This window comes from Pedobacter sp. SL55, from assembly GCF_026625705.1.
Classification (GTDB): Bacteria; Bacteroidota; Bacteroidia; order Sphingobacteriales; family Sphingobacteriaceae; genus Pedobacter.
Genome location: NZ_CP113059.1, coordinates 1,912,070 through 1,929,818, shown reverse-complemented (window position 1 = coordinate 1,929,818; position 17,749 = coordinate 1,912,070). Strand labels below are relative to the sequence as shown.

The window sequence follows — 17,749 nt, the reverse complement described above, 5'->3', positions numbered from 1 at the left end:
TATACAAATTGTCTTTGAAAAATCTCTTTCGGACTTTACTGGCTTTCCGTCTTTACTGAATAAATCTTACGGACTTACGGACTAAAAACTTCCCGACTAATTAATCCTCGTCTATATACCTCTTTGTAATTGGCTGGTACGAGTCAATTCTTCTATCACGTAAGAAAGGCCAGTGCTTGCGAATATAATCACTTTGTTTCAAGTCGATATCTACCACAGTTGTTTCTTCTTTATCGTGAGATGCCAAGTATAATAATTTACCTTGAGCGTTGGTTGCAAAACTTCCGCCCCAGAATTTCATGCGTCCTTCTTGCTCAAAACCCACACGGTTAACGCTAATTACAGGTAAGCCATTAGCTACCGAATGCGAACGTTGTATCGTTTGCCAAGCATTATATTGGTCTTGGTTGGTTTCTTCGTCTTGTGTAGTATCCCAGCCAATTGCCGTTGGATAGAACATGATATCAGCGCCCATCAAAGCAGTAATACGAGACGCCTCTGGATACCACTGGTCCCAACAAATTAAAACACCAATGGTAGCGAACTTAGTTTTGAAAACTTTGTAGCCCAAATCGCCTGGCGTGAAGTAAAATTTCTCGTAGTAAGCAGGATCATCTGGGATGTGCATTTTGCGATATTTACCCAAATAGCTACCGTCAGCATCTAATACAGCAGTGGTATTGTGGTATAAACCTTCTGCACGTTTCTCGAACAACGAAGCAATAATTACCACGCCTAATTCTTTCGCTACCGCTTGTAAAGCATCTGTAGATGGACCAGGAATTTTCTCCGCCAAATCGAAATTATCGTAATCTTCCACATCGCAGAAATACAACGATGTAAAAAGCTCTTGCAAACACACAATTTGAGCGCCTTTTGCAGCTGCTTCCCTTACTTGCGCAATCGCCTTATCTAAATTTTCTTGCTTATTGGCAGTACAGGTCATCTGCACCATCCCTACTTTTACTTTGCTCATATTTTTAGATTTGAGTATTGAGATGTGAGATATAAGACACCGTCTTCAACCCTACATCTTAAACCTTTTACCTTAAACCGTTTTCGAGCCGCAAAGTTAGGCAAAAACGCCGATATTTTTTAGAAAAGCAAGGCGTGTACAAAACACTTCCGAAAGCCGGGCTTTACGCTGCAATCTTTTTGTATCCTGTTGCCGTCATTTCGAACGCAGAGAGAAATCTGTTACATAGAAGCGCTTACCTTTGAGATTTCTCTCTGCGTTCGAAATGACGCTTCAAAAAGTATTTCCGCTGCAATCCCGTTTAGAATGGAACGGCAAGTGCCATCATTTTAATATTGCCGTCATTGCGAGGCACGAAGCAATCCTACAACAATCATGAGATAATTAACTATCGCATTACGATTCCCGCCTACGCGGGAATAACGAACTATTAACGTTCATTCACAATATACCTCATAATCTGTTCTGCATGCACACGAGAGTTTTCGATGAACCACTTATGCGTATCCATTCCACCGCAAACTACACCAGCTAGATACAAACCAGCAACATTGCTTTCCATCGTTTCTGGATTATAATTTGGAACTTTATTTTCATCCAAGGTAACTCCTAACTTTTCTAAAAACTTAAAGTTGGGATGATAACCAGTCATGGCGGCAACAAAATCGTTTTCTATTTCTACTTCTCCTTCTGGCGTAGTAATTAAAGCAGAATGCTCTTTGATTTCTTTCAAGCAGCTGTTGTAATAAGCTTTGATAGCACCTTCTTTAATGCGATTTTCGATATCTGGACGGACCCAATATTTTACATTTGGCCCCATCTCGCTACCACGGATAACCATCGTTACTTCTGCCCCTTTTCTGTAAGTTTCTAATGCCACATCTACCGATGAATTGTTAGCTCCAACTACTAAAACTTTGCTAAAAGCGTAATAATGTGGATCTTTATAGTAATGAATTACCTTTGGCAAATCTTCACCAGGAATATTCATCAAGTTAGGCACATCGTAAAAACCTGTAGCAATAATTACATTTTTAGCTTGGTAGTTTGCTTTTGACGTTTCAACTTGAAATAAACCATTGGCTTGCTTTTGGCAGCTTTGCACTTCCTCGAACAAATGTACATTAAGCTGAAATTTCTCGGTAACTCGACGATAGTATTCCAATGCTTCGTTGCGGTTGGGTTTTGTACTGATGCTCATGAAAGGCACACCTCCTATTTCCAAACGTTCAGATGTGGAGAAGAAAGTCATGAATACTGGATAATTGTACAAGCTATTAACCAAAGTACCTTTATCAATAACGACATAGCTTTTGCCTGCTTTTTGTGCTTCGATACCACAAGCTAAACCGATGGGGCCAGCTCCGATAATTAACACATCGAAATGTTGTTTTTCTGTTGCCACGATATTGTTGCTTTAAAAATTAAACCCGATTGAAATGTATCCCGATTTTTCATCGGGAGCAATGCAAAGCGGGACTAAAAAAGCCAAGAACTACTGAAATTGATTTTCTAAAAATCCAAAAATTTTCGTTTGTGCGGGCGAAAAATCTTTCGCCCCGACAGAAATCTTTCAACCCCGAGAGCATATTACGCCTTTGCCAATTTGCTAGGACAAACGAAATCGGTACGCTTTAAACCCGTGTTTTTAATAGCACCATAACCGCCAGCTACATCAATTACGTTCTCAATGCCTCTGGCTTTTAAAACAGAAGCCGCAATCATAGAACGGTAACCGCCTGCGCAATGGATGTAATAAGTTTTATCGCTAGCCACTTCATGCGTCCATTCGTTAATGTAATCTAAAGGGCGAGGATGCGTAAATTCTAAATGCTCTGCTTCGTATTCGCCTGGTTTACGTACATCTAAAGCTAAAACATCTGGATTTTCTTGGTAAGCTTTTTCAAATTCTTCAGCAGAAATGGAAGTAATTTGATCTACCTCTTTGCCTGCTTTTTGCCAAGCGGCAATACCGCCTTCTAAATAACCGATGGTATGATCATAACCTACACGAGCCAAACGAGTAATGGTTTCTTCAGCTTTGCCTTCTTCGGTAATTAATAAAATATTTTGCTTTAAATCTGTAATTAATGCACCAACCCATGGGGCAAACTGTCCATTTAAACCTACGTTAATTGAGTTTGGAATAAAGGCTTTGGCAAAAACTTGCGGGTCACGTGTGTCTAGAATTAAAGCATCTGCCTGATTAGCCAAATCTTCAAAGTCTTGCGGCGCCAATGGATTTAAACCTTTTTCGAAAACCTCGTCGATGCTTTCGTAACCACCTTTGTTCATGGCTGCATTTTTAGCAAAATATTGTGGCGGGGGTAAGATACCGTCCGTTACTTCTTTAATGAATTGTTCTTTAGTTTCGGCTTTTAGGGCATAATTCACTTGCTTTTGATGCCCAAGCGTATCGAAAGTTTCTTTGCTCATGCTTTTTCCACAAGCAGAGCCAGCACCGTGGCCGGGGTAAACTATCACATCATCAGCTAATGGCTTTATCTTTTCGTTTAGCGAATCGTAAAGCAAACCCGCCAAATCGTTCATGGTTAACGTGCCCTTTTGCGCTAAATCTGGGCGACCAACATCGCCAATAAACAAAGTATCTCCAGTAAAAATGCAATGGTTTTTACCTTCGGCATCTGTTAATAAATAAGTAGTTGATTCTAGCGTATGCCCCGGCGTATGCAAAGCCGTAATGGTTAAATCGCCCACTTTAAATTGCTCGCCATCTGTTGCAATGTACGCCTCGAAGGCGGTGGTTGCAGTTGGCCCATAAACGATAGTAGCACCAGATTTTTCGGCTAAATCAACGTGACCAGAAACAAAATCTGCATGAAAATGGGTTTCGAAGATATATTTGATTTTAGCTCCGTTTTGTGTTGCCTTTACTAAATATGGACTAACTTCACGAAGTGGATCAATAATAGCAGCTTCGCCATTACTTTCTATGTAATAAGCAGCTTCGGCCAAACATCCAGTATAAATTTGTTCTATCTTCATGCTTTTCAGATTTGAGTATTGAGATGTGGGTATTAAGATTTCCTCGCATCGTTTACAAAGTTAAGATTACAAGCCTGGTTTTGGAATGATGGTGGTCATAATTGCAGAAGTTTTACTTTTTGAAAGTCGGAAAGTTTTTAGACGGGAAGTACGAAAGAGTTAAATTAGCGTTATTTCCAATAGTGAAATTAAGATTACCGCTAAAAAGCCAACTAGAGAAAGTCGAATTCCCATCCTTTTAAGTTTTTTATTATCTCTATCGGAAAATAAATATACAAGCAACAAACCAACACCTCCCATCCAAACTAAGCAAAACAGATATTTAACAACTGAAAGGAATATTAAAATCGACATTAGATTTCCAAAAAACTAAAAACCCAACCACCCAAAAAACTAACTAATTTGTTAACTCGCCAGCAATTGGCGACTCCATTTGCTGTTTAATCTCTTCGGTATTCAAATCAGCGGCTAACAAATACATCAACTTGGTTACTGCAGTTTCAAACGTCATGTCGAAACCACTAATTACACCCATTTTTTGCAACTCGCTACTGGTTTCGTACATTCCCAATTGCACCGAACCGCGTTGGCATTGCGAAATATCCACAATGTGCTTGCCATTTTTAATGGCCTCTGCCAAAGCATCTGTAAACCATTTTGCAGTAGTGGTATTTCCCGAGCCAAAAGTTTCTAGTACAATGGCTTTTACTTTTGACCTAGTTACCGCATAAACTACAGCTTCGGTCATGCCTGGATAAATTTTTAACACGCCAATATTAGCATCGAATTTAGTATGGATATAAAAGTTTTTGGTTGGAACGGGTAAAATTTCTTTGTGAAAGAAAGTCAATTGAACGCCTGCTTCTGCTAAAATTGGATAGTTTGGAGAACGAAAGGCTTCAAATTTTTCTGTATTGTATTTAATGGAACGGTTACCTCTAAACAACTGATTGTCGAAATAAATACATACTTCTGGCACCACAGCCTTTCCGTTTTGTTTGGTTGCAGCAATTTCTAGCGCAGTAATTAAATTCTCTTTGGCATCTGTTCTAATTTCGCCAATTGGCAACTGCGAGCCGGTTAACACCACTGGTTTAGCCAAATTTTTTAACATAAAACTCAAAGCTGATGCGGTAAACGACATCGTATCAGATCCGTGTAAAATCACAAAACCATCAAACTCCTCGTAATTTTTTTCGATAATTTCTGCAAGTACATTTTTCCATTGATCGGGATGCATGTTAGATGAATCGATAATAGGTTCGAAAGAGTGGACCGCAATCTCATAATTCAATCGGGCTAACTCGGGCACATTCTCTTTAATTTGCTCGAAATTAAAAGGAATTAAGGCTCCTGTTTTAGCATCGTTAACCATGCCAATGGTACCTCCAGTATAGATGATGAAAACTTTGGTCATTAAAAAAGTACAGCTTTGTATTACAGCTGCAAATTAAGCAACATTAGTTTAGCTTTTGATAACTCGAAAAAGTTTTATGAAATATTTAACTATTTGGGTGTTGGTTTAAGAAAAGTATAAATGAAACGAATGTTTGTACGGAAAGTTCTTAACCACCAAGACACGAAGATCACTAAGATTTTTAAATATTAAGTAAAAAATTAACATCTAGCTTGATACAATTATTTGTGGCGCTAGCTGTAAGAAATTTTGTTACTTCGAGGTACGAGAAATGTATTAGATTTACTTCGTAGCTATTTCACGATATTTGCTATCGACAAACCAGTGTAAATTACGCTCAAAAAAGGAAAGAAAGCTATTAAAACTTTGTGCTCTTTGTGCCTTTATGGTAAAATCATTAAACCCCAAAAATTTTCTTGGAATTTTCTGTAGTAATTTCAGCAATCTCCTCCACATCCTTAACGTAAATATCTGCTACTTTTTGGGCAATATGTACTAGGTAACTACTTTCGTTTGGCTTACCTCTAAAAGGCACTGGAGCCAAAAAAGGCGAATCTGTTTCCAAAACAATATGCTCTAACGGAATTTCAGAAAGCACCAAATCCAAGCCTGCTTTTTTGTACGTTACTACGCCCCCAATACCTAAGTAAAAACCTAAATCTATAGCTCTTTTTCCTTGTTCTACATTACCCGTAAAACAATGAAAAATACCTCGCATTTTTTCGTGCTTCGTTTCTTCTAGCACTTCAAAAACTTCATCAAAAGCTTCTCTGCAATGAATCACAAAAGGTAAATCCAATTGCTTAGCCCATTCTATTTGTTGTTTAAAGGCATCTTGCTGAATAGCTAAGGTGGTTTTATCCCAATACAGGTCAATACCAATTTCGCCAATGGCATAAATCTTTCTTTCAGCTATGCTAGCATAAATTTCCGCCAACACCGATTGATAATCTTCTTTCACATCGCAGGGATGCAAGCCAGCCATAGCAAAACAATTTTCTGGATAAGTTTTTACCATTTCATCAATCATGGCAATAGAAGCTACATCTACGTTAGGCAAGAACAACCTTTTTACGCCGTTAGCAAAACAACGTTGCATTTGTTCTTCTCTTTTCGCTAAATCTTTCTCGTAATATTGATGGGTATGGGTATCGGTAAGCAACATGATGCAAAGTTAATTGTTAATTTGGTTAATCGTGGAAGTGGTTAATCGGTTAACTGATAATTGTAAACTCCCATTTTTTGTTTAAAAAATAAAAAAGCCGCCCCTAAGGGCAGCTTTCTTATAAATTTTATTGCTACTAGTGGTTGTGACCATCATTTGCCGAATGAGCTGCCGCTGGTGCAACTGGTACTGCCGGTGCTGGAGCAGAACCTGCTTTAGGTTTAATGATATCAACAATTTCAATCTCGAAAACCAATGGGCTATAAGGTGCAATTGGGCCACCACCTTGCTCGCCATAACCTAATTTAGAAGGGATGATTGCCGTAATTTTACCGCCTTTACCTACTAATTTTAAAGCTTCTGTAAAACCTGGAACAGTACCACCAACAACCATTTTAGTTGGACCATAAGGTCTTCCTGGTTGGTGTACTTTAGCTTCCTTAGCTACTTTTTCATCACTAGTGTCAAAAACTTTGTATTTTTTATTATCGCCTTTTTTAGTGAATTTGCCAGTGTAGTTAACATTTACTGTATCGCCCTCAACTGCTCTAGCGGCATCTCCAGGTTTTTCAATTACATACTGTAAACCACTAGCCGAAGTTTGCACTTTTAAATTATTATCTTCAACATAAGCTTTGATTTTTCCAGCTTCAGCATTTTTCTTTTTATCCATATCAGCCTTAAAGTCTGCTTGGAAAAAATCGCTAGCTCTTTTTTGGAAAGTAGAATCCGCTTCTTTTGGTCCCTTTTTGAAAACTTTCTCAACTTTCACAGTAAAAACAATGTATTTATCGTTTTTAAATTGCTCTGGTTTAGGCTGTTTCGTTTGCGCAGCCATGGTATCTAAGTTGATTTTAAAAGTTGCACTGTCGCCTTCTCCAAAAAGCGTTAACACATCTTGCATATCACCAGCATATTGTTTTTTACCTACCGGAAAAACTTGTGCCTGTTCGTTGTCATAAGTGCTACCTAAAATAGAATCTTTCTCATTTTTTTGAATAAAGTTCAATTTTACGATATCGCCTTCTGCAATTTTCTCTTTACCACCAGACTTGTGGATTTTATACAACAAGCCACCTGGACCTTTTTTCTCTGTGTTACAAGCAGCCAAACCTAAAGTAGCGGCAAACAGAATTACTAAACTTTTTTTCATCTATTTTTTAAATTGTCTTTTAATTGTGATGAAGCTTTTCCGAAATGGAATGGTTTCATCTATTTTTTTTAAATTGTCTTATTTGTCTTTGTTTTTAAAAGCCCGCTAAGTTAACGACCTTATTGTTATTTTTTTAATTTAATTTGTTAATTTTCTATACTACTGCAATAACTGAGTTTTATACTCTGGCAAAATGGCTTTAAACTCTGCAATGGTTTCTTGTAAATTCTTGTCAGAAGCTCCTCCGGCAGCATTTCGGTGCCCACCGCCCTGAAAGTATTTTTTACAGATTTCGTTAGCAGGAAAATCTCCAGTAGAACGTAAAGATAATTTTACCCTATCAGTTCTTTCGATAATAAAAGCAGCCAGTTTAATCCCATTGATAGAAAGTGCGTAGTTTACAATACCCTCTGTATCTCCAGTTACTATATTATACTGTTGCAGTTCTTCTTTGGTAGCACTAATAATCGCCGTATTGTATTCCCTTAAAATTTCTAATTTGCTAGACAAACAGTAACCCAAAAATTTTAAGCGATTTTCAGAAACGTTATCGTACACCAACTGGTGGATACGCCAATGTTCGGCGCCTAGATCTATCAAATCTGCCGCAATACGATAAACGGTTGACGTAGCTGATGGGAAACGGAAAGATCCAGAATCTGTCATGATACCGGTGTACAAACAAGTAGCTACGTCTTTGTTCACTTTCTCAGGTTCTTCCATTACGTTAACGATGAAATCGTAAACCAATTGGGCAGCAGCACAAGCGTTGATATCCCAATGACGATAGTCATCAAAGTCTTCTGGCTCTAAGTGATGGTCTATCATCAGTTTTACAGCACTCGTATTTCTAATGTGCTCGCCTAACTCATTAATCCTGCTAAGGGTATTAAAATCGAGACAGAAAATCATCGCCGCTTCGTTAACTAACGCGATAGATCGTTCTTCCTGTTCGGTGTAAATAATTACATCAGAGTTATTTGGCAGCCAGTGTAAAAACTCTGGGTAGTCTGTTGGTGTAATTAAACTCACGTGATGCCCTTTTTGGATAAGATAGGCATACAAACCTAGCGAAGAGCCCATCGCATCGCCGTCTGGCTTATGATGCGTGGTTATCACAATTTGTTGAGGCGTAGAAAGTAGTTTCTTAAGTTCTGGAACTGATATCATAATTTATATGGATGCGAAGTTAGTAATTTATTGTTTAACTGGGTTTAGGGTTTAGGGTTTAGGGTTTAGGGTTTAGGGTTTAGGGTTTAGGGTTTAGGGTTTAGGGTTTAGGGTTTAGGGTTTAGGGTTTAGGGGAAATTGCTTTATGGCTTAATTGTTTTGATTGTTGAAATATTATACCGTTGAAATGTTGCAAATTTATAGCTACCTTGTATGCCCAATTTTTAATGACTTCGGACTTCGGACTTTCCATCTTTCAAAAAAAACCGTACTTTTGCAAAAAATTTATACAAATGAGCACAAATAGAACTTTTACTATGATTAAACCTGATGCTGTTGCCAATGGCCACATCGGTTCTATCATAAATGATATCACTAAAGCTGGTTTCAAAATCATTGCTTTAAAATACACTAAATTATCAGCAGAAAAAGCTGGCGAATTTTACGCTGTACACAAAGAGCGTCCTTTTTATAACGACTTGGTAAGCTTCATGTCTTCGGGCCCTATCGTTGCTGCTATCTTAGAAAAAGATAACGCCATCGAAGAATTTAGAAACCTAATTGGCGCTACTAACCCTGCTGAAGCTGCAGAAGGCACTATCCGTCAGAAATATGCAAAATCAATTGATGCGAATGCGGTACACGGTTCTGATTCTGATGAAAACGCTCAAATTGAAGGCGATTTCTTCTTCGCTGCCGACGAACGTTTCTAGTACAAAGAAGTAAGAAAATAACTGATAAGCACTCTTTTGGGGTGCTTATTTTTTTGTCGTATATTTCGCCTTTTAACATAAACAATGAAAAAAATATTTCTTATAGCAATAGCTTCGGCTGCCGTTCTCAATGCAACCGCACAAACTAAACCCAAAGCAACTACTCCAAAAAAGCCAGTTTTAACAAAAAAAACAGTAACCAAAACAGCGGCAAAACCAATTGTTTTCAAAAACAAATTAGATTCTGCAAGTTACGCTTTTGGATTAGCAATGGGTGGCAATTTAAACTCTGGCGGTTTAACTGGACTGAATTACGATTTACTAAGCAAAGGCTTAAAAGATGCTTTTAATAAAGATGCTAAACCTTTAATGACGGAACAGGTTTCTCAAAATGCCATTAACAATTTATTCGAAAGCTTAGCTGGTGTACGTGAAGCAAAGGAAAAAGAAAAATTTGGCCCTGCAATTAAAGAAGGAGAAACTTTTTTAGCACAAAACAAAACTAAGCCAGGTATTAAAACTACGGCTAGCGGCTTACAATACGAAGTAATTACCGAAGGCACAGGCGTACAACCTAAGGCTACCGATAAGGTTACGGTACATTACAAGGGAACATTGTTAAACGGTAAGCAGTTTGATAGCTCTTATGATAGAAACGAACCCACTTCTTTTGGTTTAAACCAAGTAATTCCGGGCTGGACAGAAGGCGTAGCGCTAATGAAAGAAGGTGGTAAATATCGGTTCTTTATCCCTTACAAACTAGCTTATGGCGCTAGAGGTGCAGGCCAAGACATCCCTCCTTACAGCACTTTGATTTTTGAAGTAGAACTAATTAAAGTTGGCGAGAAAGCACAATAGGGCGTTTTACCTTAGACTTACGAAGTTTCAGAAACTTCGTAAGTCTTGCTCAAAGATATAAAAACAACATCAAAACTATTTTTTCTAAAACTATTCTATCCTCGTACTGTTAGGTTATCAAAAAACTCATAAACGTATGAAAAAATTGATGCCCCTAGCGCTAGTTACTTTACTAGCCACTACACTTAGCAGTTGTGAATTAGTCGAAGGAATTTTTAAAGCTGGCGTATGGACTGGAGTGATCTTGGTTGTAGTAGTTATTGCTTTGATAATATGGCTAGCTGCAAAACTTTTTGGTGGCAGAAAAGATTAATTACAGAAACACAATATCAGTAATTACTTGTGAGCCTGCTTTTTCGTTAAGCTTATCTACAATAGCACTTTTTACCATTAACAATTCATTTTTAACCACCGAAGATTCTATACGCACAAATAGTTTCTTCTGGTGTATGTAAATTTGCTTTGTTCTGTTGGCAACAGCAGTTCCCATAATTTCGGGCCACATTGCTAATATCCCAGTTTCATCAAACTTACCACGAAGTTTATAATGGTTTAGCATCTTGTCAATTGCCTGTTTTAAAGTGATATCATTAGGCTTACGCATTTACCACTCCCCCATCATTAACTTCAAACAAGGCTATATCTACTGCAATTTCATTAAAAACAGCTTCAACTCTGCTTCTATTTGCATCTGTTATAAAAATTTGCCCAAAATCTTGGTGCGATACCATTTCCATTAACTTATGTACGCGATTGTTATCTAACTTATCAAAAATATCATCGAGCAACAACAAAGGCTTAAAATTTTTAAACTTTTGCAAGTAACTATATTGCGCCAATTTTAATGCAATCAAAAAAGATTTTTGCTGCCCCTGCGATCCAAATTTTTTCATGGGCATACCCGCAATTTCAAATTGCAGTTCGTCTTTATGAATACCAGTAGTAGTACGCTCCAATAACCTATCTTTTTCTATGGATTGCTTAAGCAGATTTTCGAAACTATTTTCGTTTAATTGCGATTGATAGTTTAAAGAAACCTGCTCGGCATCATTGGTTAAAAAATGGTAATGCTTATCAAAAAGCGGAATAAAATCCAAGAGAAATTGCTTGCGTTTCTCAAAAATAGCATTGCCAGAATGAATAAGCTGTTCGTCTAAAATTTGTAGCAGCGCAACATCCAAAGTTCTAGTTACTGCTATTTGTTTCAGCAAAGCATTTCTATTCAATAGGTGTTTGTTATAAATGATCAGTTCATCCAAATACCTGCTATCGGTTTGCGAAATCACATTATCAATAAACCTGCGCCGCTCTTCGCTACCATCCATAATCAGATTGATATCGTATGGAGAAATCATCACTACGGGAAACAAACCAATATGATCGGCCAGTTTATCGTACTCTTTCTTATTTCTTTTGAAAGATTTTTTGTGGTTGCGTTTTAGTCCGCATGATATTTTTTCTTTCTTATCGTCCCTCTCAAAATTGCCCTGCACCAGAAACAATTCCTCGCCAGTTTTAATTTGCTGGCTATCTATCGGGTTAAAATAGCTTTTGCACAAACATAAATAATGTATGGCATCTAGCAAGTTGGTTTTTCCTGCTCCATTATTGCCCACAAAAGCATTTACCGTTTTCGAGAAGCTCAAATCGGCGCTGTTATAGTTTTTAAAATTTAAAAGGGTAAGATTTTCTAGCCACATATCAGACAGCTCAAAGTTACCCATTTTTACACTAGCTTAAACACATAACTTATAGATTTATTAAGCATATTTCTTTTTATCAGGTTACGATATTAACCAACTTGAGCTACACCACTTGATAAAAAAAGGCTTGCAACACTACGTTTCTATGTGGTTATAATTTATAAACCTTAATTAAATGATTTAAAAAGAGTTGATACTTTGAATGAAAAATGTATTTTTGCAATCCTTATAATTTTAAACTAAAAATGTCTGCAACACATAACGAAACAGAACAACCGGTAAAAAAAGGTTCATTTATACAAGAAAACACTAAAAGCTTAGCATTTATTGCTGGTGCCATTGTTATTTTAATCGGTATTTTCATTTGGTATCAAGGCGTATATCTAAAAAACAGATCAGAAGATGCAGCAAACCAAATGTTCAAAGCCGAACAATTTGTTGGTGTAGACTCTTTGGCAAATAAGGCAATTAATGGCGAAGGTGGATATCCGGGCTTAGAAAAAATTGCAGCAGAGTACGAAAATACAAAATCAGCTAATTTAGCTAACCTTTACTTAGGTGGCATTTATTTACGCAAAGGCGAATACCAAAAAGCAGTTGATGCTTTAAGCAAATATAGCGCAACTGGTAGCCCAGTAGCAGATCCGTTGGCTTTAGGTTTATTGGGCGATGCCTACAGCGAACTAAAAGACTATAAACAAGCTGCTACTTATTATAAAAAAGCAATCGACAAGTCTACAAATAAGTTTACTTCTCCAATGTTTCTTAAAAAATTAGGCTTAGTTAACGAGGCTCAAAAAGATTTAAAAGGAGCAGAAGAAGCTTATACAAAAATTAAAACTCAGTTCCCTGAAAGCCAAGAAGCTCAAATGATAGATTCGTACATCGCTAGAGTTGCTGCTCAGATTAAATAATTTTCCGCGTAGCGGATTTTAAAAGCCTCGAAAATAATTCGGGGCTTTTTATTGTTGGAGCGAAAAATCTTTCGCCCCAATTATTAAAATCTTTATCTCTGTAGCACGGGGCAAAAAATCTTTCGCCCCAACCATAAAATCTTTCGCTCCAACAAAAAATCCTATCTTTACCCCATGGCAACACATCTTAAAAATCTATCAGACTTTTCTCACACCTCTATTCCTTCTGGGAGTGGCTACAAAATCGCTATTGTAGTAGCAGAATGGAACGCTAAAATTACTGGCGCTCTTTACCAGGGTGCTTTTGACACCCTAATTAAACATAATGTTAAAGAAAGTGATATTTTATCGTTAACCGTTCCGGGAACTTTTGAACTTGCTGGCGCAGCCGATATCCTATTAAATAAACAAAAAGATATAAATGCCGTAATTTGTATTGGTTGTGTGATACAAGGCGACACCAAGCATTTCGATTTTATTTGCGAAGCAGCGGCGCAGGGAATTACCAACGTAGGCATTAAATACAGTAAACCTGTAATTTTTGGTGTACTTACCACCAATGATGAGCAGCAAGCCATTGACAGAGCTGGAGGCAAACACGGCAACAAAGGCGATGAAGCCGCTATTACCGCATTAAAAATGGTAGAATACTCTAAAAATTTGTAAGTTTTTGCTTCTAGTTTAAAGCCCTTAGCTTTACAACGAGATTTAAAACTTAAAACCTATTACTTAAAACGTAAAACTTTTCATAACTTAGTATTTGTAAAACAATCGTTTAAAATGAAAAAAATAGCTATTCTATTGTTGTTTGCTTTCTGCGCTATCGCAGTTTTAGAATCTTGCTCTAACCGTCTATGTCCTGCTTATGGCTCTTACCCAGAATCAAAAGGGAGAAGAAGGTAAGCATGAGCAATTGGATTGATTTAACTGACACCTCGCAAATTGATGAGATTAAAGCCTCTGAAGGCTACAGTTTAATTTTCAAACACAGCACCCGTTGTTCCATCAGCCTAATGGCTAAAAGAAGCTTTGAGCGAGATTGGAACGTGATCCCCGCTGAGGTAAATTGTTATTTTCTTGATTTGATCAATCATCGTGATGTTTCTGCCTATATTGCTGAAACTTTTCAGGTACATCACGAATCGCCCCAACTACTATTAATTAAAAATGGCGAATGCGTTTTAGATGCTTCGCACAGCGATATTTCTGCCGATGAAGTGGCCGAAGTAATAGCCAACAATTAGTGAATTTAAAATAGATATACAAAATGAAAGGGCTCTGAAATTCAAATTCAGAGCCCTTTCTATATATAGCTTACGAGAATCACTTAAACAACTGCTGTTTCATTTAATTTTAATGCAGCAGAGGTACGTTGGCGCACTTCTTGGCAAAGCTCATCATCTTCGGCTAATTTTTGCCCAAAGCTTGGTATCATCTCCCTAATTTTACTTTGCCAACCGGCAGTTTGCATCTGTTTTTTAAAACATTTGTTCATCAGCTCAATCATAATTGAAACCGCAGTTGATGCACCTGGAGAAGCACCCAATAACGCCGCAATAGAACCATCGCCAGCACTTACTACTTCGGTACCAAACTCTAAAATACCACCACCACTCGGCTTTTTCTTGATTACCTGCACCCGCTGACCGGCAATTTCCAGCTCCCAATCTTTGATATTGGCATTTGGCATGTATTCTTTTAAAGCTTCAAATCTATCTTCTGGCGACTGGCGCACTTGCTCAATCAAGTATTTAGTTAAATCTATACTCTTTAAACCAGCCGAAATCATTGGGCGAATATTGCTCAATTTAATAGAAGCAGCTAGATCGAAATACGAGCCATTTTTTAAAAACTTGGTAGAAAAACCAGCGTAAGGCCCAAACAATAGGGCTTGTTTACCATTGATAATTCTGGTATCTAAATGCGGCACCGACATTGGCGGTGCACCTACAGCAGCTTTGCCATAAACTTTGGCATGATGGCGAGCAATCACTTCTTCGTTGGTACATTTTAACCATTGTCCACTTACCGGAAAGCCGCCAAAACCTTTACCTTCTTTAATGTTTGCTTTTTCTAACAACAGCAAAGAGCCACCGCCCGCACCAATAAATACGAATTTGGCCAATCGTTTTTTTCTTTTTCCGCTATCTAAATTTTTAACTTTTACCTCCCAGCTTCCATCATCCTGTTTATTCAAATCTCTAATTTCATGATGAAAATGAAGCGAAACCTTATCTTGCTTAGCCAAATAATTAAACATCTCTCGGGTTAACGAGCCAAAGTTTACATCGGTACCCAAATCAACTTTTGTAGCTGCAATAGGCTCACTTTCATCCCTACCTTCCATTACCAATGGTATCCATTCTTTAATTTCTGATGGGTTTTCACTGTACTGCATCTCGCTAAACAAGTTGCAGGCTTTTAGATTGGTATAACGTATCTTTAGATAATCTACGTTTTTTTTGCCCCAAACAAAGCTCAAATGGGGTATATTTCGGATAAACGAGCAAGGTTCTTGCAAAATGCCTTTGTCTAGCAAGTAAGTCCAAAACTGCTTAGAAATTTCAAAAGATTCGGCAATAGAAATTGCTTTCTTTACGTCAACAGTTCCGTTAGCTTTTTGAGGAGTATAGTTGAGCTCACAAAAGGCCGAGTGGCCAGTGCCTGCGTTGTTCCAAGCATCAGAACTTTCTGCAGCAGCAACGTCTAAACGTTCATAAATTTCTATACTTAAATCAGGATTAAGCTCTTTGAGCAGTACGCCAAGCGTTGCGCTCATGATGCCAGCTCCTATTAAAATAACATCTGCGTCGGTTTCAACAACCGTCTTTTTTTCTCTACTCATTTTAAACCAAATATAAAATTACCCCAATTTTTAATCGGGACTGTAAAACTCAATACTGAAAAGCGATTTCTTTTTTAATATCGGGATGCAAACTATAAGCCACCGGGCATGTTTTTGCAGCTCTCTCTATAATTGCCTTTTCTTTTTCAGAATAATTGTTAGCTGGAAACTGAAAACTCACATGAATTTCGGCTACTCTACGTGGGTTTTCGGCCATGATCTTGGTAACTTCGGCTGTTGCCCCATCAATAGTAAAACCATGATTTTTAGCTGTAATGCCAACAATAGTTAACATGCAATTACCTAATGATGTTGCCAGCAAATCTGTCGGCGAAAAAGCCTCGCCTTTACCTTGGTTATCTGTTGGCGCATCGGTAATAATTTGGTTGCCAGATTTAATATGCTCAGAAATGGTTCTTAAATCTCCAGTATAAGTTATTTTCGAAGTCGCCATAGCTAAATTTTTCGCAAATTTAGTGCTTAAAATCAAATTATTATACAATCTAAACCAACTTTTGTTAACGATTTTACAATAATTTCATAAAACAATTGCAACAGCTCGCAATTAACACTATAAGCATTGTATTATTTCGCAAAAACACAGCAACTTAGAACAATATTTCTTGTTAAAAAGGCGGATTAACCGCTACCGTACTATTTAACCTATAGATAGATGGCGATACGCCGGTATATTTCTTAAAAAATTTACCAAAAAAAGACTGGTCACTAAACTTCAATTCATCAGCCACTTGGGCCACATTCATTACATGAGAAGAAAGTAATACCTTAGCTTCGTTAATGATCATTTCATCTATAATTTCACCAGCAGTTTTTCCAGTTACTTGCTTTACTACTTGCGACAAATGCCTAGAAGTTACAAAAAGTTCCTTTGCATAATGCTGAACTCTCTTTTCCTCCTTAAAAGATTCGCTTAATAAATTCAAAAAACTGGTAGTTAGTTCTTCTTGCCTATTTAATTTTACTGGAATAAAAACACGGTACTTGCTGTAAAAAATTAACACCTCATAAATCACTGAAATAAAACTATGCCTAATTACATCTTTAAAATGTGGCGTATGGGCAGGCAGGTTAATTTTTCTTTTCAAAGAGCGAAGCGAAAATACCATTTCTTCAAATTCATCATCATTTAGCGAAAACTTATGCACCAGATCCGAAGAAAAAAGGTGTACTATTTCTGCACCATTTAAAAATATTCCCTGTTCTTTAAGGTATTCCTTCTTAAAACCTACGCTAATAAACTCTGCATCAGCAGACAACTCGTGTAGTTCGCACAAGCTTCCCGGAGTAACCAAATATACATCTTTAGCCCTCAAAGTATTTTTTACGAAGTTGTTTTGCAAAGCCATTTCGCCTTTTTGCACTACAATAACCGCAAACGAATTAGACCTAAAAGGTTCGTTAAAAATCATTAACGGTTTAATTTCGTCACTGGTAAGCACATTCATTTTGCCACCATTTACCAAATCCTTTTCCATGCAACGTTGCTCTACCATTCCATTCATAGTGCTAAGCTAACTAATCAAAAAATAAATATAAAATATGTTGATGCGAAGGTCGCTAATCAAACTTTAAAAAATTGCCTAAATTAGATTTCATCTAGCTTAATGACAACATACTAACATATCAAAGCTAAAACCAGCTTTTAAAAAGCATAGAAAATTTTGCGCTTGCTATTTTTAAAATATATTTTTATAAAAAAAAGTTAAAACTTTTAGTGCTAATACTCGAATTACAAAACCACCAATTAATCAAATGATTAAATAATTGTATTTTTGGCACAAAAAAGGCCTAAAAAGCACTAAAGAAAC

General features: G+C 37.2%; 18 protein-coding genes. 6 read left to right on the top strand and 12 right to left on the bottom strand.

Translation table 11 applies throughout. The features are described from left to right. Positions 1–100: 100 nt before the first annotated feature. The 7 genes from OVA16_RS08680 to OVA16_RS08650 all read right to left on the bottom strand — a co-directional run bounded on the left by OVA16_RS08680 (position 101) and on the right by OVA16_RS08650 (position 8,887). Positions 101–976 carry a carbon-nitrogen hydrolase gene (locus OVA16_RS08680; protein WP_267764921.1) on the bottom strand — a complete coding sequence of 292 codons (876 nt, stop codon included), beginning with the start codon at positions 974–976 and terminating at the stop codon, positions 101–103. Positions 977–1,406: 430 nt separating this feature from the next. Beyond that, positions 1,407–2,381, bottom strand: a complete 975-nt coding sequence (locus OVA16_RS08675) for a YpdA family putative bacillithiol disulfide reductase (RefSeq protein ID WP_267764919.1) — start codon at positions 2,379–2,381, stop codon at positions 1,407–1,409. 185 nt (positions 2,382–2,566) lie between these two features. Continuing rightward, positions 2,567–3,982: an MBL fold metallo-hydrolase gene (locus OVA16_RS08670; protein ID WP_267764918.1), complete on the bottom strand. Its 1,416-nt coding sequence runs from the start codon at positions 3,980–3,982 to the stop codon at positions 2,567–2,569. A 397-nt stretch (positions 3,983–4,379) separates the two neighbouring features. After that, positions 4,380–5,399, bottom strand: a complete 1,020-nt coding sequence (locus OVA16_RS08665; protein ID WP_267764916.1) for an asparaginase — start codon at positions 5,397–5,399, stop codon at positions 4,380–4,382. A gap of 397 nt (positions 5,400–5,796) precedes the next feature. Next, positions 5,797–6,564: a TatD family hydrolase gene (locus OVA16_RS08660; protein ID WP_267764915.1), complete on the bottom strand. Its 768-nt coding sequence runs from the start codon at positions 6,562–6,564 to the stop codon at positions 5,797–5,799. A 136-nt stretch (positions 6,565–6,700) separates the two neighbouring features. Continuing rightward, positions 6,701–7,717 carry an FKBP-type peptidyl-prolyl cis-trans isomerase gene (locus tag OVA16_RS08655; RefSeq protein WP_267764914.1) on the bottom strand — a complete coding sequence of 339 codons (1,017 nt, stop codon included), beginning with the start codon at positions 7,715–7,717 and terminating at the stop codon, positions 6,701–6,703. Positions 7,718–7,876: 159 nt separating this feature from the next. Continuing rightward, positions 7,877–8,887: a DHH family phosphoesterase gene (locus tag OVA16_RS08650; protein WP_267764912.1), complete on the bottom strand. Its 1,011-nt coding sequence runs from the start codon at positions 8,885–8,887 to the stop codon at positions 7,877–7,879. Positions 8,888–9,180: 293 nt separating this feature from the next. On the opposite strand from OVA16_RS08650, the gene OVA16_RS08645 reads away from it, so the two are divergent. The 3 genes from OVA16_RS08645 (at position 9,181) to OVA16_RS08635 (ending at position 10,771) form a co-directional block, all read left to right on the top strand. Further along, positions 9,181–9,600: a nucleoside-diphosphate kinase gene (locus OVA16_RS08645; protein ID WP_138730012.1), complete on the top strand. Its 420-nt coding sequence runs from the start codon at positions 9,181–9,183 to the stop codon at positions 9,598–9,600. 84 nt (positions 9,601–9,684) lie between these two features. Beyond that, entirely contained in the window at positions 9,685–10,458 is a 774-nt protein-coding gene (locus OVA16_RS08640) for an FKBP-type peptidyl-prolyl cis-trans isomerase (RefSeq protein WP_267764911.1), read from the top strand. A 136-nt stretch (positions 10,459–10,594) separates the two neighbouring features. Next, positions 10,595–10,771, top strand: coding sequence for a hypothetical protein (locus OVA16_RS08635; RefSeq protein WP_267764910.1), 177 nt, complete (start codon positions 10,595–10,597; stop codon positions 10,769–10,771). Here OVA16_RS08635 and OVA16_RS08630 read toward each other — a convergent pair whose 3' ends face one another. Further along, entirely contained in the window at positions 10,772–11,062 is a 291-nt protein-coding gene (locus OVA16_RS08630; protein WP_267764909.1) for a DUF721 domain-containing protein, read from the bottom strand. Beyond that, positions 11,055–12,158, bottom strand: coding sequence for a DNA replication/repair protein RecF (gene recF / locus OVA16_RS08625; protein ID WP_267765363.1), 1,104 nt, complete (start codon positions 12,156–12,158; stop codon positions 11,055–11,057). The genes OVA16_RS08630 and recF overlap by 8 nt, the downstream gene beginning before the upstream one ends. A gap of 248 nt (positions 12,159–12,406) precedes the next feature. Between recF and OVA16_RS08620 the strand changes: the two genes are divergently transcribed. The 3 genes from OVA16_RS08620 to ytxJ all read left to right on the top strand — a co-directional run bounded on the left by OVA16_RS08620 (position 12,407) and on the right by ytxJ (position 14,319). Then, the gene (locus OVA16_RS08620) at positions 12,407–13,075 is read left to right on the top strand and encodes a tetratricopeptide repeat protein (RefSeq protein WP_267764907.1); all 669 of its coding nucleotides are present in this window, start codon (positions 12,407–12,409) and stop codon (positions 13,073–13,075) included. Positions 13,076–13,249: 174 nt separating this feature from the next. After that, a complete protein-coding gene (gene ribH / locus OVA16_RS08615) occupies positions 13,250–13,741 on the top strand; it encodes a 6,7-dimethyl-8-ribityllumazine synthase (protein WP_267764906.1) in 492 nt (163 codons plus the stop codon). A 239-nt stretch (positions 13,742–13,980) separates the two neighbouring features. Continuing rightward, complete coding sequence (gene ytxJ, locus OVA16_RS08610) at positions 13,981–14,319, top strand: bacillithiol system redox-active protein YtxJ (RefSeq protein ID WP_267764904.1); 339 nt, start codon at positions 13,981–13,983, stop codon at positions 14,317–14,319. Positions 14,320–14,402: 83 nt separating this feature from the next. On the opposite strand, the gene OVA16_RS08605 is transcribed toward ytxJ, so the two are convergent. The 3 genes from OVA16_RS08605 to OVA16_RS08595 all read right to left on the bottom strand — a co-directional run bounded on the left by OVA16_RS08605 (position 14,403) and on the right by OVA16_RS08595 (position 17,443). Further along, positions 14,403–15,920: a malate:quinone oxidoreductase gene (locus OVA16_RS08605; RefSeq protein WP_267764902.1), complete on the bottom strand. Its 1,518-nt coding sequence runs from the start codon at positions 15,918–15,920 to the stop codon at positions 14,403–14,405. A gap of 49 nt (positions 15,921–15,969) precedes the next feature. Beyond that, positions 15,970–16,374 carry an OsmC family protein gene (locus OVA16_RS08600; RefSeq protein WP_267764900.1) on the bottom strand — a complete coding sequence of 135 codons (405 nt, stop codon included), beginning with the start codon at positions 16,372–16,374 and terminating at the stop codon, positions 15,970–15,972. A gap of 172 nt (positions 16,375–16,546) precedes the next feature. Beyond that, positions 16,547–17,443, bottom strand: a complete 897-nt coding sequence (locus tag OVA16_RS08595; RefSeq protein WP_267764899.1) for a helix-turn-helix domain-containing protein — start codon at positions 17,441–17,443, stop codon at positions 16,547–16,549. Positions 17,444–17,749: the final 306 nt, after the last annotated feature.

Coding starts and splice junctions, on each gene's coding strand:
- OVA16_RS08660 (WP_267764915.1), bottom strand. CDS start 6,564: ATGTTGCTTACCGATACCCATACCCATCAATATTACGAGAAAGATTTA.
- OVA16_RS08665 (WP_267764916.1), bottom strand. CDS start 5,399: ATGACCAAAGTTTTCATCATCTATACTGGAGGTACCATTGGCATGGTT.
- OVA16_RS08600 (WP_267764900.1), bottom strand. CDS start 16,374: ATGGCGACTTCGAAAATAACTTATACTGGAGATTTAAGAACCATTTCT.
- ytxJ (WP_267764904.1), top strand. CDS start 13,981: ATGAGCAATTGGATTGATTTAACTGACACCTCGCAAATTGATGAGATT.
- OVA16_RS08650 (WP_267764912.1), bottom strand. CDS start 8,887: ATGATATCAGTTCCAGAACTTAAGAAACTACTTTCTACGCCTCAACAA.
- OVA16_RS08635 (WP_267764910.1), top strand. CDS start 10,595: ATGAAAAAATTGATGCCCCTAGCGCTAGTTACTTTACTAGCCACTACA.
- OVA16_RS08620 (WP_267764907.1), top strand. CDS start 12,407: ATGTCTGCAACACATAACGAAACAGAACAACCGGTAAAAAAAGGTTCA.
- recF (WP_267765363.1), bottom strand. CDS start 12,158: ATGTGGCTAGAAAATCTTACCCTTTTAAATTTTAAAAACTATAACAGC.
- OVA16_RS08605 (WP_267764902.1), bottom strand. CDS start 15,920: ATGAGTAGAGAAAAAAAGACGGTTGTTGAAACCGACGCAGATGTTATT.
- OVA16_RS08655 (WP_267764914.1), bottom strand. CDS start 7,717: ATGAAAAAAAGTTTAGTAATTCTGTTTGCCGCTACTTTAGGTTTGGCT.
- OVA16_RS08670 (WP_267764918.1), bottom strand. CDS start 3,982: ATGAAGATAGAACAAATTTATACTGGATGTTTGGCCGAAGCTGCTTAT.
- ribH (WP_267764906.1), top strand. CDS start 13,250: ATGGCAACACATCTTAAAAATCTATCAGACTTTTCTCACACCTCTATT.
- OVA16_RS08645 (WP_138730012.1), top strand. CDS start 9,181: ATGAGCACAAATAGAACTTTTACTATGATTAAACCTGATGCTGTTGCC.
- OVA16_RS08630 (WP_267764909.1), bottom strand. CDS start 11,062: ATGCGTAAGCCTAATGATATCACTTTAAAACAGGCAATTGACAAGATG.
- OVA16_RS08595 (WP_267764899.1), bottom strand. CDS start 17,443: ATGAATGGAATGGTAGAGCAACGTTGCATGGAAAAGGATTTGGTAAAT.
- OVA16_RS08680 (WP_267764921.1), bottom strand. CDS start 976: ATGAGCAAAGTAAAAGTAGGGATGGTGCAGATGACCTGTACTGCCAAT.
- OVA16_RS08640 (WP_267764911.1), top strand. CDS start 9,685: ATGAAAAAAATATTTCTTATAGCAATAGCTTCGGCTGCCGTTCTCAAT.